Consider the following 15,084-nt stretch of genomic DNA (forward strand, 5'->3'; position numbering starts at 1 on the left):
GTGTCAGGGCCAGGAACAGCGCTCCCCCGTACAGGCCGGTCTGCCTGGGATCGCCGAAACCGAGCACGCTGATGTCGATGCCTGCCTTCCTGGGCCGTTGTCCGTTTCGCACCCGTACCCGATACGCCCCCCTTACCCGATACGGCTCCCTGTTCGGTTTCCATGCCGCGGCGGAGACGACACAGCACAGTGAGGAGCAGTGACCGATGCGCGTGACGCAATCCGCAACAACCACCAATGACAAGGGAGATGCGGGTGCCCGCGGTGAGCCGGAGCCGGCGGGCTCGCCCACCGCGGCTCTGGTCGCGGCCGTCCTCGGCTTCTTCGTGATCACGCTCGACGTCTCCGGCGTCAATGTCGCGTTGCCCGCCGTGGGGAAGGACCTGGGCGGCTCGCTGTCCGGGCTCCAGTGGGTCGCCGACAGCTACACCCTGATGTTCGCCGCCCTGATGCTCTCCGCCGGCGCGCTCTCCGACTCGGTCGGCGCCCGGCGCGCGTACGGCTGGGGGCTCGCGGTCTTCACCCTCGCCTCGCTGGCCTGCGGGCTGGCGCCGGCGCTCGGGGCGCTCACGGCGGCACGCGTGGTGCAGGGAGCCGCGGCGGCGGTGATGGTGCCCTGCTCGCTCGCGCTGATCCGGCAGGCGTTCCCCGACCCGGACGCGCGGGCCCGTGGCATCGCCCTGTGGACGGTCGGCGGCGCGGTGGCCATCGCCGCGGGCCCCGTCCTGGGCGGACTGCTCACCACGGAGTGGAGCTGGCGTGCCGTGTTCTGGCTCAACGTGCCCGCCGGGCTCGCCGGTTTCCTGACGCTGCTGCGCGCGGCACCCTCCACCCGGCGTCCCGCCGACTTCGACCTGCCCGGGCAGCTGACGGCGGTCGCGACACTGGCCGCGCTGACCTTCGCCGTGATCGAGGGCGGCCACCACGGGTTCACCGGTACGGTGCTGACCGCGGCCGGGATCGCGGTGCTTGCCGGGGCCGTCTTCGTGACCGTGGAGGCGCGGCGGAGCGCGCCGATGCTGCCGCTGGAACTGTTCCGGCAACGCGGGGTCAGCGTTCCGGTCGTCGCCGGCTTCGCCTGCAACGCGGCCTTCTACGGCGGGGTGTTCGTGCTGAGCCTCTTCTTCCAGGAGCAGCGGGGCCAGTCGGCCTTCTCCGCCGGGCTGATGTTCGTGCCGATGGCGGTGGTCACCGCGCACTTCAACTACTTCTCGCCGCGCGCGGTTTCCCGCTACGGCCCGCGGAAGGTGATCGTCGCCGGGCTGCTGCTGACCGGTGTGCCGGGCTGCGGCGGACTGGCCGCCGTCGACACCGGTACGCCCCCGTGGGTGATCGCCGCCCTGATGATCCCGCTGGGCATCGGTGGGGCCCTCGCCATGCCTGCGCTGACCACGCTGATGCTCGACAGTGTCGCCGCCGAGCGGGCCGGCACCGCGGCGGCGCTGCTCAACACCAGCCGCCAGACGGGCGGAGCGCTCAGCATCGCTGTCTTCGGCGCGCTCCTCGCCGGGGACTTCGGGCCGGGGATGCGGGAAAGCCTGCTGCTGGCGGCCTGTCTGCTCCTGGCCAACGCGCTGGGGGTGGCGGCACTGCTGCCGCGCCGCTGAGAGCGAGCGCAGGCAGAGCGCGACACGCACCCCGCGGGGTGCCGGGCACCGGCCCGGCACCCCCGGTCGACGCGTAGGGCTGGGCCGAGTCTGCACCGGCCTCAGGTGCTTCGCCATCTCCCGGGACCGCCTTCGCCATGGTCCCGGCGGCAGACACACGTGACCGATACCGCGGACGGCGATGAGGGCGTCCGCCGACGGCGATGAGGGCGTCCGCCGACGGCGATGAGGGGCGTCCGCCGACGGCGCGATCGCGGCGGGCGTCACGAACGTGTCCGAGATCTCGCCCATGCCGACGGTGAATCCACCATGGAACGCGCCGGTTCCGGTCACGGGAAGTCATCGCGACGCAGCGCGGCGATATTGACGTCCACCGCCTCGGCATTCGGATGCGCAACAACCTGCACCACAACTTGCTGCATTCGACGGTGATGGCGAACCGCTCTCTCACAACGGCAGTGTGGTTTCTACGGAGTCGGTGCAGCCGCGCCCAGGTTGGCGTCGGGGACCACGCGGGCCTGGGGCAGGACGACGCGCTGCCGGTACATCGAAGGATCCTCCACGGGCGGAATGCCCTGGACCCGGGACATGCTCGATTTCCGCGCCCGGCACGGCATCGGCGCTAAATCGAGAAGCCACTCCCGGCGCTTCCTGAATTCCACCGGTCAACGCGCGGAAATACCCCGTACGGCAACACACCCCAACACAGCGACAACGGAGGCAGAATTCCATGTCAGTCCAGCGCGTTCCCGTGCTCGTCGTCGGCGGCGCCTACACCGGGCTCACCACCGCTCTGAGCCTTGCCGCACGCGGTGTGCGCCCGCTTCTGGTGGAGCGCCGGCCCCAGGCCTCCACCCTGCCGAAGGCCTGGGGCCTGAACACCCGCTCCCAGGAACTCCTCAACACGCTGCCCGGAGTGGCCCCGCGCATCCGCGCCGCCCTGGGCCAGACGCAGTGGCCGCGGATGAGCCACGGCACGTCGCTGGCCGACCCCGATCGACGATTCCTCGACCCCGAGGAAGGGCAGCCGGACCCGCAGGAGCTCTCCGCGGTACCACCGCTGGCCTGGATATCGCAGGCCCAGGTGGAGGAGATCCTCCGGGTCAGCGCCGAGGAAGCCGGCGCGGAGCTGCGCCCCGGCACCGAGCTGATCTCGCTCTCCCAGGACGACGAGAAGGTCACCGCGACGCTGCGTGAGGTGTCCACCGGCCACGAGTACGCGGTCGAGGCGGACTACCTGGTGGCGGCCGACGGGAACGCGAGCCGGGTCCGGGACATGGTCGGCATCGACATCGAAGGCGGCGGCAACATCGGCCACATGTACGTCATCACCTTCGAGGCGGATCTGACCCGGTACGTCGAGAAGGGGGCCGTAGAGGTCATCGGCATGCCCGGCAGCGGATCGAGCTTCATCCTGGACGGCTCCGACCGGCACACCCTGTGGGTCGACTACTTCCCCGACCGGGGTGAGACACCGGAGGACTTCACCGAGGCGCGCTGCCTGGAGCGGGTCCGCCGCGCGATCGGTGACCCCGAGATCGACGTCAGGTTCGTCAACGCACGTTTCTTCCCCATCAACCACAAACTGGCCGAGCGGTTCCGCGAGGGCCGCGTCTTCCTGGCCGGAGACTCCGCGCACGCCTGCCCGCCGAACGGCGGACAGGGCGGCAACCTCGCCATCCAGGACGCCTACGACCTGTCCTGGCGGCTCTCCCTCGTCCTCACCGGACAGGCCGGGCCGGATCTGCTGGGTACGTACGAGACCGAGCGCCGGCCCCTGGTCGGCATCACCGTCGAGCGCGAGGTCGAACTGGCGAAGATCTCCGAAGGCCGGGTCCCGGCGAGTTACAACCCGGCCGATCCGAACGCCCCCATTCCCATGCCCAGGGAGTTCCTGGGCTTCCGGTGCCACTCCCCCGCGATCCGCACCGAGGCCGACGACGACGGCAGCCTCCAGGAGGACCCCTGGGCCGCCACGGGCCGCCCGGGCGGACGCGCCCCGCACGTCGTACTCACCGACGGCCCGCGGGAGTTGTCCACCCACGACCTGTTCGGCCGCGGTTTCGTGGTGCTGGCGGGGCATGACGCTCCCGAATGGGTGACCGCCGCCGAGACGGTCGGCCGCGAGCTCGGGGTCACCCTGGCCGCGCACCGGATCGGCGACCGCTTCGTCGACTGCGGCAACGACTGGTGCGAGCGCTACGGCGTCGAGCCCACCGGCGCGGCCCTGATCCGCCCCGACGCCGTCGTCGCCTGGCGCGACAGGAGGGCGGCCGGCGATCCGGAGGGCCGGCTCACGGAAGCCCTCACCGCGATACTCGCCCGCTGAGCCGGGAGGAACGGCACGGGGACCAGGGCCGGCAGACCTGGGGCGCCTGCCCCCGAGGGCGCCAGCTTCGCCCTTCCGGCCGATTCCCACCCCTCGGGTCGGCCCCCTCGGGCCTTGTCCCTCACGCCTCCTCACGCCTTCTCAGGCCACGTCATGCTCCGGCACGGCCTTGTCGGAGCCGGACGCGAGCATGTGCTCACGCATCATCCAGCCGGCCTGGAACCGGCTCTGCGCCCCCAGGTCACCGAACACCTCGGCGATGTACTTCCGGCAGGTCCGCACACCGATACCCAGACGCCTGGCCACCACCTCGTCCTTGTAGCCGGCCGCGAGCAGCCTGACGATCGCGGTCTTCGTCTCCTGGGTCAGGGACTCCGGGATCCGGTTGCCACCCCCCGTCCGCCGGAAGGCCGCGCTGGTCCCCCAGGCACTCACCGTCATGTGGACGATGAACTGCACCAGGGCCCGATGCCTCACCATGTGCGCCCTGTCGGTGTCCTCGCCGTCCAGCAGGAAGGCCGCGGAGCGGTCGAAGACGATCAGCGGCGGCAAGGACGCGGCCGTGGTCCGGACCTCTCCCCCGGACGCGGTGATCTGTTCGACGCAGTCCCGTACCTCCGCGTCGTACCGGGACAGATGCGGGAGCAGCACCCGCACACCCACCTCCGGCCTGTCGAGTCCGAAGTCCTCGCAGAGCACGGTGCGCGCGGGAGCCGGGACTCCGCGGCCCAGGGGCTGCACGGCGAAGATCTCTTCGGCGCACTGGGCCGCGCAGCCCCCGATCGCGTCGCGGATGTCGGACTCCCCCTCCATGGTGACCACCGGGCTGACGCCTTCGGCCTCCGTGCCGTCGACGCTCAGCCCGGAGAGGGTGTCGAGGTGTTCGCGTATGCCGTCCAGCTGCGCCTGCCACGCGTCGATGACGCCCGAGAGGGGCTTGGCATACCGCAGCTTGGCCGCCTCGGGGTGCACCGCGGTCCAGTCGCCGCACCCCTCCGTCGCGGACCGCGCCAGCCTCATCCTTCTGAGGCTGGACAGCACTCGCTCCGTCCGGCCCGTACCCCACCCCAGACTGCTCGCGAGCCTTTCGAGCCTGGCACCGCCGGAGGCGACGAGGAACTGATAAGCGGCCAGCTCCTCGTCGCCCATCAGCGGAACGACCTGGGTGATGTCCACAGTCTCTCCCCCTTGCCCACTTCGAGAACTGAGAGCCAAGAATAAACACGAAGCCAGTTATGAACGCAAGTTCAAGTTTTCGGGGCGTGATCGAACCACAGGCGAATTTTGGTCTCCAGTGTATTTTTGTATCCTGGCTGGATCGATCACCTGACCCGCCCACGACTTGAAGCCTGGAGTCGTCCATGCGTACGGAAATGTCGAGCACGTCGCCTGTCGCGGTCATCGGCATGGGATGCCGGTTCCCGGGGGTCGAGAGCGTCGACGACCTGTGGGACGTCCTCGTGACCAACACCGACACCGTGACCCCGGTCCCTCAGGACCGCTTCGACGTCGGCCAATGCCATGACCTGGCACCCATGACCCCCGGCCGGACCGTTTCCCGGGACGGCGGCTTCCTCACCGACCCCTTCGGCTTCGACGCGGCGTTCTTCGGCGCCTCCCCCCTGGAGGCACGCGACATGGATCCGCAGCAGCGGCTCCTGCTGCATGTGGCCTGGGAGGCCCTGGAGTCGGCCGGGACGCCCCCCTCACGGCTCGCAGGCACCAGGGGAGGGGTGTTCGTCGGGCAGGCGACGGCCGAGCACGCGGAGACCCGTCCCCAGACCCACGGCCCCGACGTCCGCAGCATGGTCGGCAGCCGGCTGCGCGCCGTCACCGCCGGCCGCTTGTCCCACGCCCTCGACCTGCGCGGGCCGAGCGTGGTGCTGGACACCGCGTGCTCCTCGTCGCTGGTCGCGGTGCATGCCGCACGGCAGAGCCTGCTCACCGGGGAGAGCGACCTGTGCCTCGCGGCGGGCGTCAACATCATCCTGTCCCCGCACGACGCCATCGCCTATTCCCAGGCAGACATGCTCTCGCCGGACGGCCGCTGCCGGTTCGGTGACGCGCGTGCCGACGGATTCGTCCGCAGCGAGGGCGTGGGCGTGGTGATCCTCAAACGGCTGCAGGACGCGCTGCGGGACGGCGACCAGGTGTGTGCGGTGCTGCTCGGCAGCGCGGTCACCAACGACGGCGCGGCCGGCGGATTCCTGGTCACCCCCTCGGTGGAGGGCCAGGCCGACATGGTGCGCGAAGCGTGTGCCAGTGCGGGCGTAACGCCCTCGGACCTCGACTACGTCGAAGCGCACGGCACCGGCACGCGCGTCGGGGACGGGGTGGAGCTCCGGGCGCTCGCCGAGTCGGCGGGCGCGGGTCGGCCGGCGCGCCGTCCGGTACGCACCGGTTCGGTCAAGACCAACCTCGGTCACACCGAGGCCGCGGCCGGTATCGCCGGGCTGATCAAGGCGGCACTGATCCTGAGGCACGGCGTCGTTCCGGCTTCGCTGCATCTTGACGAGCCGCACGCCCTGCTCGGGCAGGACGACTTCCCGGTCCGCGTGATCACCCGCAACGAGCCCCTGGACCCGGCCGGCCCCCGCGCCCTGCTGGGCGTCAGTTCCTTCGGCCTGTCCGGGACCAACGCCCATGTGGTCGTCGGCGCCCCCGTTCCCGAACCCACGCCCGGCCCCCGCCACGCCACCCCGGACGCCGGGCCCCATCTGCTCGTGCTCAGCGCGCGGACGGCTGATTCCCTGCGTCGTCTGGCCGGGCGTTACGCGGCCTACCTCGGCCCGTCGGGAGCCGGGCGCCGTCACCGGCTGAGCGACATCTGCTCCGCGGCGGCGACAGGCCGGGACACCCACCCCCACCGCCTGTGGATCGTGGGCGACGACCACGACTCGCTGGCGCGGGGCCTACGGGCTCTCGCGGCCGGCGAGCCCGTGTCCGACGGCGGTACGGCCGAGGCAGACCCGTCGGGAGACAGGCGCACGGTGTTCGTCTTCTCGGGTCAGGGGTCGCAGTGGGCCGGCATGAGCCGGGACTTGTACCGCTCCTCGCCCGCCTTCCGGACGGCACTGGACGCGTGCGACCGGGCCGTCCGCAAGGAGCTCGGCTGGTCGGTCCTGGACCGCCTGGTGTCCGACGCGTCCGGTCTGCCGACCGACGTGGGCATCGTCCAACCGGCCCTGTGGGCCGTACAGGTGGCGCTCGCGGCCGCCTGGCGCGCCCGCGGCGTGAACCCGGATGTGTGCGTGGGCCACAGCATGGGGGAGGTCGCGGCCGCTCAGGCCTGCGGCGCCCTGTCGCTCGACGACGCAGCCGCGGTGATCTGCCGACGCAGCCGACTGATGCAGCGCACGGCGGAACGGGGCGCCATGCTCGTCGTCGAACTGCCGGCCGCAGAGGCGCGGAGGCGCACCGAGGGCTACGGGGAGGCGGTGTGCGTGGCGGTCGAGAACGCCCCCACCACCACCGTCCTCGCGGGCGATCCCGCTTCCCTGGACGAACTGCGCCACGGCCTGGAGGAACGCGGTGTCCTGTGCCGGCCGGTACAGGTGAACGTGGCCTCGCACTCCCCGCAGATGGACCCCCTGCGCGACGACCTCTTACGGGAGCTGGCCGGCCTTTCTCCCGTACCCGGCACCGTCGGCATGGTGTCCACCGTCCACGGCTCGGAGATCGAGGGCCCGGAGCTGACGGCTCCCTACTGGATGGACAACCTGCGCCGCCCGGTGCGCTTCGCCGAAACCGTGCGCGACCTGGGCCGGGAGGCGGAAAGCGTCTTCCTCGAAGTCAGCCCTCATCCGGTACTGGTGGGCGCCATGGACGACACGCTCTGCGACGACCCCGCCGGTGCGGCCACGGTGGCCTCGCTGCGCCGCGGATGCGACGAGCCCACCGAACTGGCCCGGGCCGCCGGGCGGCTCTTCGCCCTCGGCGGGCGGGTGGACTGGCAGCGATGGTATGGCGGAGGCCCGCGACAGGTGCCGTCGCTGCCCACCTACGCCTGGGACATCACCCGGTTCCGGCACGAGACGGCGACCTCCGTGGCCGCACACCGGTCCGGCGCCTCGCGGGTCCGGCGGATCGATCTCGGGTCGTGGGGCGCGACCGCCGACTGGGATGACGGCGTGGCGGTCCGCGGGGTCGCGTACGTCCCACCGGTCGTGCTTTTCGAGGCGATGCTGGAAACGGCGGGAGAGACCGGTCCCGGCACCTCCTTCGAACTGCGGGACGTACGGCTGAGCGAGGATCAGGTGCCCCTGGACGCGGCCGAGGGCACGACCTTGCACGTGGCCGTGGACGACCCCCGGGCCGGCGGGCGCACGGTCGCCGTGCGGGCCTCGGTGCGGGGTTCCGCCCCCGTACGCTGCGCTTCGGCCCGTGTGGTCGAGGCCGGAGCGGTCGACACCGCCCCCATGGCCGCGGACGCCCTCGACGAGGCGCTCGCGAGGTGCCGGGAGTACCTGGGGGCGCGGGACTTCCCGCCGTTCGCGAGCCGCCAGGGCTACACCATCGGAGAGCCGTTCAGGGCCGTGGAGCATCTGTGGCGGCGCGACGGCGAGGCGGTCGCCAGGGTGCGGCCGGCCGGGCCGCTGGGCCGGGCCGGCTGGGAGACAGGGCTGCTGCCCCTCCTGGCGGCCCGGCCGGGAGCCACGTCCGGCGACGCCGCCGCCCACGTTCCCGAGTCCTTCGACTCGGTCCGTTTCCACGCGGACCTGGAGCCGGAGTTCTGGAGTCTGAGCACGGTACGACGCGACGGCGGTGACGGCTCACTGCTGGCTGACGTCCTCCTGATGGCGCCGGACCGGCGCGTCCTGGCGCGGTTCTCGGGCATTCGTCTGCGTCGGCTCACCGGCACCGCCCCGGAGAGCACACCGTTCACGCAGGTGTCCGCACTTGTGTCGTCGCTCTCCACGCAGTGCGTGGCACCGTTCGCCGGCCTGCTGGAGAAGGTCACGGGCCCCTCCTTGGGCACCGGCTTCCTCTCCGGCCTGCTACGCCCCGCCGGATCCCCGCCCGCCGACCGGAAGCGGACGGCGCCGACGGCGCGCACCCCCGAGCCGCAGGTTTCCCCGAAGGACCCCGCGGAGTGCCTTGTCGAGCAGTGCGCCACGCTGCTCGGAATGCCCGTGTCGGACATCGACGAGCGGCGGTCGTTGCGCGAACTCGGACTCGACTCGCTCATGGCCACCCAGCTCAGCCGGCGTCTGCTCCGCGGGCACGGCATGGAGATCACCGCCGGACGGCTGCTGGGTGCGGAGAGCATCGCGGACCTGTGCGAGAGCGTCGCAGCCGGCACACGATAGCAAGGTCAGCATCCAAACTTGCACCATGGTATAAAAAACTTCCAACGGAAGACTCGCTGAATTCCGCCGGGACAGGAGGGACGGAATGGACTCGCGCGCGACAACGACGCCGCCGCCGGTCGGCCGCCGAGAACGCAACAAGCAACGGGTCAGGGAGCGCCTCTACCTGGCCGCGGTCGAGCTATTCGTGGAAAAGGGATACGACCAGACCTCCATCGACGAGATCGCGGAGCGGGCCGATGTGGCGCGGGGGACGTTCTTCAACTACTTCCAGCGCAAGGAGGACATCATCAGCGCCTGGGGAGAAAGGAGGCGTGCCGCACTCGTGACGGGCCTGGAGGAGAGCGGCGCGTCCACCGCCGGCGCGATCGCGGGGCTCCGCCAGTGCCTGGCGGTCCTCATCCGCATCAACCAGGAGGAACCCCGGCTGACCGCCGCCATGCTCACCGCCTGGGTGAAGGCGGGCCGGCCGATACTCGAGGAGCCGCACGTCGCGGAGGTGTTCGGCGAGATCGTCGCGAGCGGCGTGGCCGAGGGAGAGCTGAACCCGGGGATGTCCCCCCTCGGCGTCGGCAACGTCCTGCGCGACGTCTACCTCGGAGCCCTCTACCGATGGGCCAACCAGTCGTCGGACACGGACGCGACCGGGTCGCTGGCCGAGGAACTGCAGCAGATTCTCCAGCTCCTGCTGGACGGCATGACCGCTCAGCGCAGTTCCTAGGAAGCCCCTCCCGGCGCGAGCGCCACCGAGAGCGCCGGGGTCCGGTCCGTCGCCTCGGCGAACACCTCCCGCGCGGTCTCCCACTCCTGCGGGCTCGCCTGCGCGTACCCCTGCCAGTTCCGTACGACGACGGTCAGTCCCCGCTCCACGGCGCCTTCGGGCCAGACCGTGTGGTCGGAGAGGCTGTCGACCAGCGCGTCCCAGTTGCGTCCGAACCAGTCGGGCAGCCGCAGGGCACGAGCGCAGCGGTCCATCAGCCCCGCCTTGTCGGTGACCCCGTCGAGGTCCAGGTCGACCACGAGCTCCGTCATCTCAGTACCGCCCTGAACGATTCGTAGTGATCATCGGTGTAGTAGATCTCGCCGCCCTGCCCGGTGACAACGCGCCGGGCCCCGCGGTCGCGCGAGCCCGGCGTCCGGACCGTGTACTCGTGGTAGTAACCGCGCTCGTGCCGGGGCAGCAGCCCCTCGAAGTTCCCGAAGACGACGCCGTCACGGGCGTACGGGAAGGGGCCGCCCTTGTCGATGAGCGCGAGCGTCTGCCGTGCCTCGGACGGGAGTCGGGCCGCCGGGACGGTGGCCATGTGCTCCGCCCAGGCGGGAGCGGAGCCACTGGAGGCAGTCGACTGCGAGCCGGACGAGGAACACCCTGTCAGCAGTACGGCCAGACAGACCAGCAACCCCGCGAGCACCCTGGGGACGAACCGCAGCAGCATGCCGTCCATGCCGCCACGGCCGCCCCCTGCTGACATGCCGTCAGATCCCGTCCGGGTCAGCCCTGTTGAGCGCCGGCTTCGGCGTCGGGCCCGCCGTCATCAGGACGTCCGCGGCCGACGTGTCCGTCACCAGGCTGGTGACGAGCCCGGAGCGCAGCACCGCGTCGATGGCGGACGCCTTGCGCGCCCCGCCCGCGATCGCGACGACCTCGGGGATACGGCGCAGCTGGTCGGCCTTGACCGTGATGCACCGCTCGCCGAGGTCCCGGCCGACCCGGCGGCCCTGGCCGTCGAAGAGGTGCGCGGACATCTCGGCGGCGACACCGAGCGAGGCGTAGTGCGCGCGCTCCTCGTCGCTGAGCATGTCGTGCACCGTCGAGATGCCGGGCTCCCAGGAGCCGATGGAGACACAGGCGACCGTGACCTTGTCGAAGTACTCGAAGGCCCGGGCGATCCCGGTCTGGTTGCGCAGCGCCGCCGCCGTCGCCGCGTCCGGCAGCAGCATCGGCGCGTAGATGGGGTGGGCGTCGCCGCCGGAGACCTGGGCGGCGCGGCGCACGGCCTCGACGGAGCCGCGCTCGGCGGTCCCGGCGTCGTACACGCCCGTCAGCTGCACCACCGTGCACGGCGGCAGCCGGTCCAGGGCCGCGGCCATGTGGATGGTGGAGCGGCCCCAGGCCAGGCCGAGCACATCGCCCTCGTTGACCAGCTCGCCGAGCAGGTCGGCGCCCACTTCTCCGAGGTTCTCGGGGTCCGGCGTCTCCTCGGCCTCGGCCGGCGACTCGACCACGACGGCGTGCCTGAGGCCGTAGCGGGCGCGCAGCGCGTCCGAGCGCTCGGCGTCCAGCTCGGCCGGGACGCGGATCTCGATGCGTACGAGATCCCGTTCGAGAGCCGTCTCCAGGACCCTGGCCACCTTGAAGCGGCTGACGCCGAACTCCTCCGCGATCTGGATCTTGGACTTGCCCTCGAGGTAGAAGCGGCGGGCCATGGCCGCCGCCTGCACCAGCTCAGCGGGTCCCATCCGCACTGCTGACCGGCCCGCCGACATACCCGACACGGCGATCTCCTCACTGCTGTTCACACTCTGGATTCGCCGTTCATCCTTGCAGATTCGGCGCACTTGATCCGCCCTGATGGGCGCCGTTCACGTTGTCTTGGCTCAGTGGTCGCACGCCCAGCTCGCCCTGGCGGTCACCGTCTCCGCCTGGGTGCGCAGTGCACGTACCGCGTGCGCCGGGTCCTCTGCGCCGTACACCGCCGAACCCGCGACGAAGACGTCCGCGCCGGCCTCGGCGCAGCGCTCGATGGTGGAAGCCGAGACTCCGCCGTCGATCTGGAGCCACAGTTCGAGGCCGTGCTTGCTGATCAGCTCGCGGGTGCGGCGGATCTTCGGAAGCATGATGTCGAGGAACGCCTGCCCGCCGAAGCCCGGCTCAACCGTCATGATCAGCAGCATGTCGAGCTCGGGGAGCAGGTCCTCGTACGGCTCGATGGGCGTGGCGGGCTTCAGGGCCATGGAGGCGCGGGCGCCCTTGGCCCGGATCTCCCGGGCGAGCCGCACCGGCGCGGCGGCCGCCTCGACATGGAAGGTGACGGACGAGGCCCCCGCTTCGACGTACTGCGGAGCCCAGCGATCGGGGGCCTCGATCATCAGATGGCAGTCCAGCGGGGTGTCCGTCGCACGGGCCAGGGACTCTACGACCGGCACGCCGAGCGTGAGGTTCGGGACGAAATGGTTGTCCATGACGTCGACGTGGAGCCAGTCGGCTCCTTCGACCGCCTTCGCCTCGTCCGCGAGGCGGGCGAAGTCGGCGGACAGGATGCTGGGGTTGATCTGCACGGCCATGACCCAAGCCTCCCACGTCCGGGCACGTTTGTTCGCGGCGGTCCAGACCCAGGACGTTCATCGGTGCCCGAGGAGGCGGCGAGGATCAGCCGGTCCTGCGGATGAGCGCCAGATACATGGCGTCGGTCCCGTGCAGATGCGGCCACAGTTGTACGTCGGGACCGTCGCCGAGGTCCGGCACTCCGGGCAGCAGGGGGCGCGCGTCGATCAGCTCGGCGTCGGGGTGCTGCTTGAGCAGGTCGTCGACGACGGCCCTGGTCTCGGCGAGGTGCGGCGAGCAGGTGGCGTAGCCGACGACCCCGCCGACCCGCACGGCGTCCAGCGCGGTGCGCAGCAGGGCACGCTGCAGCGGCCCGAACCCGTCCAGGTCCTCGGGACGGCGCCGCCAGCGCGCCTCGGGCCGCCTGCGCAGCGCGCCGAGCCCGGTGCAGGGCACGTCCATCAGGACACGGTCGAAGGAGCCGGGCCGCCACGGCGGGCGGGTGCCGTCCGCGGCGATGACCTGGTACGGCCCGGGGTTGCCGTGCAAGGCCTTCGCCACCAGCCCCGCCCGGTGCGGCTGCTTCTCGGAGGCGAGCAGCGTCGCCCCGCGCCCGGCGGCCAGCGCACCGAGCAGCGCCGCCTTCCCACCGGGCCCGGCACACCCGTCGAGCCACTTCTCGTCCGGCCCGTCCAGGGGAGCGTTGGCGAGCGCCAGGGCCACGAGCTGGCTGCCTTCGTCCTGCACGCCCGCGCGGCCGTCCCGGACCGCCTCGATCGCACCGGGCTCACCGCCTTCGCTGAGCCGCACGGCATACGGCGACCAGCGCCCCGCCACCGCGGCCTCCTCCCGGAGCAGTTCCTCGGTCGTGGCCCGCCCGGGCCGCGCGACCAGGGTCACCTCGGGCCGCTCGTTGTCCGCCTCCAGCAGCCGCTCGATGCCGGCCCGGCCGCCGCCGAGCGAGTCCCACAGCGCGGAGACGACCCAGCGCGGATGCGAGTGCACCACGGCCAGGTGGTCCTCGGGGTCCTCGTCGTAGGGTGGTGCGACGCGCTCGATCCAGGTGTCGAGATCGTCCTGCGCGACCTTGCGCAGTACGGCGTTGACGAACTTGGCCCGCCCGTCACCGAGCACGACCCGGGCCAGTTCGACGGAGGCCGACACGGCGGCATGGGTCGGGATCCGCGTCCCGAGCAGCTGATGCACCCCGAGACTCAGCACATCCAGCACCGGCGGGTCGATCTCGCGCAACGGCCGGTCCACACAGGCGGAGATGACCGCGTCGTACGTCCCCTGCCGCCGCAGCGTCCCGTACACCAGCTCGGTCGCGAGCGCCGCGTCCCGACCGTCGAAGTCGCCCTTCTCCCGCGCCTTGCGCAGCAACGGCGGCAGCACGAGGTTGGCGTACGCGTCCCGCTCGTCCACGGCCCTCAGCGCCTCGAAGGCGAGGATGCGGACGGGGTCCTTCTTGGGCCGACGATAGGGCTTGCCGGGCTTGCCGGGCCCACGGGAGGTGTCGCTCACGAAAAAGGTGCTCCGGAAGTTTGGTCGGGATACGCACCAAGGGTACGTCCCGCTCGTCCCCCCGCTACCCGCCGAGCGTCTCCCCGTCCGCGATCCGCACCCCGCGGGCCCAGTCGGCCGCCCGCATCGGCTTCTTGCCCTGGGCCTGCACCCACAGGAGCTCGACGGCATGCGAACCGGTGCCGACGTGGACGGTGTTCTTGCCGACGGACAGCTGCGCCGGTGCGAGGTCGGCCCGGTCCGGCGCGGGCGTGACCTGGATGAGCTTGAGCCGCTCGCCGCGGAAGGTCGTCCAGGCGCCGGGCGCGGGGGTGCAGCCGCGCACCACCCGGTCGACGCGCAGCGCCGGGGTGGCCCAGTCGACCTGGGCGTCCTCGACGGTGATCTTCGGGGCGAGGGTGATGCCCTCGTTCGGCTGCGGTACGGCCTTCAGCGTGCCGTCCTCGATGCCGTCCATGGTCGCGGCGAGCAGCCCGGCACCGGCGAAGGCGAGCCGGGTCAGCAGGTCGCCACTGGTGTCGGTGTGCCGGATCGCCTCGGTGACGGTGCCGTAGACGGGCCCGGAGTCGAGCCCCTCCTCGATGAGGAAGGTGGAGGCGCCCGTGATCTCGTCGCCCGCCATGATGGAGTGCTGCACCGGCGCCGCCCCCCGCCACGCGGGCAGCAGCGAGAAATGCAGGTTGACCCAGCCGTGGGCGGGGACGTCGAGCGCGACGCGAGGCAGCAGCGCCCCGTAGGCGACGACGGGGCAGCAGTCGGGCCCGATCTCCCGCAGCCGCTCCAGGAACTCCGGGTCCCGCGGCTTGAGGGGCCTCAGCACCTCGATCCCGGCCTCCTCCGCCCGCTGCGCCACGGGCGAGGCGACCAGCCTGCGCCCCCGCCCGGCCGGCGCGTCCGGCCGTGTGACGACGGCGGCCACCTCGTGCCGCCCGGAGGCGATGAGAGCGTCCAGAGCGGGAACGGCGACCTCGGGGGTACCGGCGAAGACGAGCTTCATGGGTGGGCGGGGCCTCTCGGACGGGGCTGTTGTGGCAACGCACAAGTCTATGA

The 15,084-nt window shown here is 71.8% G+C and carries 12 protein-coding genes; 4 read left to right on the top strand and 8 right to left on the bottom strand.

Translation table 11 applies throughout. The annotated features are described in order from the left end of the window. The first annotated feature begins 206 nt into the window (after window positions 1-206). Window positions 207-1,607 carry an MFS transporter gene (locus LJ657_RS27665; RefSeq protein ID WP_232651470.1) on the top strand — a complete coding sequence of 467 codons (1,401 nt, stop codon included), beginning with the start codon at window positions 207-209 and terminating at the stop codon, window positions 1,605-1,607. Window positions 1,608-2,074: 467 nt separating this feature from the next. Here the strand turns inward: LJ657_RS27665 and LJ657_RS48260 are convergent, their stop codons facing one another. Then, on the bottom strand, window positions 2,075-2,197 hold the full coding sequence (locus LJ657_RS48260; protein WP_269787001.1) for a hypothetical protein: 123 nt from the start codon (window positions 2,195-2,197) through the stop codon (window positions 2,075-2,077). Window positions 2,198-2,337: 140 nt separating this feature from the next. Between LJ657_RS48260 and LJ657_RS27670 the strand changes: the two genes are divergently transcribed. Beyond that, on the top strand, window positions 2,338-3,936 hold the full coding sequence (locus LJ657_RS27670; protein ID WP_232651471.1) for an FAD-dependent monooxygenase: 1,599 nt from the start codon (window positions 2,338-2,340) through the stop codon (window positions 3,934-3,936). A 141-nt stretch (window positions 3,937-4,077) separates the two neighbouring features. Here LJ657_RS27670 and LJ657_RS27675 read toward each other — a convergent pair whose 3' ends face one another. After that, window positions 4,078-5,112, bottom strand: coding sequence for a helix-turn-helix domain-containing protein (locus LJ657_RS27675; RefSeq protein WP_232651472.1), 1,035 nt, complete (start codon window positions 5,110-5,112; stop codon window positions 4,078-4,080). 185 nt (window positions 5,113-5,297) lie between these two features. On the opposite strand from LJ657_RS27675, the gene LJ657_RS27680 reads away from it, so the two are divergent. Together LJ657_RS27680 and LJ657_RS27685 are read left to right on the top strand one after the other, a co-directional pair. Beyond that, entirely contained in the window at window positions 5,298-9,245 is a 3,948-nt protein-coding gene (locus tag LJ657_RS27680; protein ID WP_232651473.1) for a type I polyketide synthase, read from the top strand. An 85-nt stretch (window positions 9,246-9,330) separates the two neighbouring features. Then, complete coding sequence (locus tag LJ657_RS27685) at window positions 9,331-9,966, top strand: TetR/AcrR family transcriptional regulator (protein WP_232651474.1); 636 nt, start codon at window positions 9,331-9,333, stop codon at window positions 9,964-9,966. Here LJ657_RS27685 and LJ657_RS27690 read toward each other — a convergent pair. The 6 genes from LJ657_RS27690 to fmt form a co-directional block, all read right to left on the bottom strand. Then, window positions 9,963-10,277, bottom strand: coding sequence for a barstar family protein (locus LJ657_RS27690; protein ID WP_232651475.1), 315 nt, complete (start codon window positions 10,275-10,277; stop codon window positions 9,963-9,965). The genes LJ657_RS27685 and LJ657_RS27690 overlap by 4 nt on opposite strands. After that, complete coding sequence (locus LJ657_RS27695; RefSeq protein ID WP_232651621.1) at window positions 10,274-10,681, bottom strand: guanyl-specific ribonuclease; 408 nt, start codon at window positions 10,679-10,681, stop codon at window positions 10,274-10,276. The genes LJ657_RS27690 and LJ657_RS27695 overlap by 4 nt, the downstream gene beginning before the upstream one ends. A gap of 40 nt (window positions 10,682-10,721) precedes the next feature. Beyond that, the gene (locus tag LJ657_RS27700) at window positions 10,722-11,765 is read right to left on the bottom strand and encodes a sugar-binding transcriptional regulator (RefSeq protein WP_232651476.1); all 1,044 of its coding nucleotides are present in this window, start codon (window positions 11,763-11,765) and stop codon (window positions 10,722-10,724) included. Window positions 11,766-11,843: 78 nt separating this feature from the next. Next, the gene (rpe, locus tag LJ657_RS27705) at window positions 11,844-12,530 is read right to left on the bottom strand and encodes a ribulose-phosphate 3-epimerase (protein WP_232651477.1); all 687 of its coding nucleotides are present in this window, start codon (window positions 12,528-12,530) and stop codon (window positions 11,844-11,846) included. Window positions 12,531-12,615: 85 nt separating this feature from the next. Next, the gene (locus LJ657_RS27710) at window positions 12,616-14,034 is read right to left on the bottom strand and encodes an RsmB/NOP family class I SAM-dependent RNA methyltransferase (protein WP_232651478.1); all 1,419 of its coding nucleotides are present in this window, start codon (window positions 14,032-14,034) and stop codon (window positions 12,616-12,618) included. 64 nt (window positions 14,035-14,098) lie between these two features. Further along, on the bottom strand, window positions 14,099-15,031 hold the full coding sequence (gene fmt, locus LJ657_RS27715) for a methionyl-tRNA formyltransferase (RefSeq protein WP_232651479.1): 933 nt from the start codon (window positions 15,029-15,031) through the stop codon (window positions 14,099-14,101). Between the last annotated feature and the right edge of the window lie 53 nt (window positions 15,032-15,084).

It is taken from the genome of Streptomyces guryensis (assembly GCF_021261325.1).
Taxonomy (GTDB): domain Bacteria; phylum Actinomycetota; class Actinomycetes; order Streptomycetales; family Streptomycetaceae; genus Streptomyces; species Streptomyces guryensis.

Coding starts and splice junctions, on each gene's coding strand:
- LJ657_RS27665 (WP_232651470.1), top strand. CDS start 207: ATGCGCGTGACGCAATCCGCAACAACCACCAATGACAAGGGAGATGCG.
- LJ657_RS48260 (WP_269787001.1), bottom strand. CDS start 2,197: ATGTCCCGGGTCCAGGGCATTCCGCCCGTGGAGGATCCTTCGATGTAC.
- LJ657_RS27670 (WP_232651471.1), top strand. CDS start 2,338: ATGTCAGTCCAGCGCGTTCCCGTGCTCGTCGTCGGCGGCGCCTACACC.
- LJ657_RS27680 (WP_232651473.1), top strand. CDS start 5,298: ATGCGTACGGAAATGTCGAGCACGTCGCCTGTCGCGGTCATCGGCATG.
- LJ657_RS27685 (WP_232651474.1), top strand. CDS start 9,331: ATGGACTCGCGCGCGACAACGACGCCGCCGCCGGTCGGCCGCCGAGAA.
- LJ657_RS27690 (WP_232651475.1), bottom strand. CDS start 10,277: ATGACGGAGCTCGTGGTCGACCTGGACCTCGACGGGGTCACCGACAAG.
- LJ657_RS27695 (WP_232651621.1), bottom strand. CDS start 10,681: ATGCTGCTGCGGTTCGTCCCCAGGGTGCTCGCGGGGTTGCTGGTCTGT.
- rpe (WP_232651477.1), bottom strand. CDS start 12,530: ATGGCCGTGCAGATCAACCCCAGCATCCTGTCCGCCGACTTCGCCCGC.
- fmt (WP_232651479.1), bottom strand. CDS start 15,031: ATGAAGCTCGTCTTCGCCGGTACCCCCGAGGTCGCCGTTCCCGCTCTG.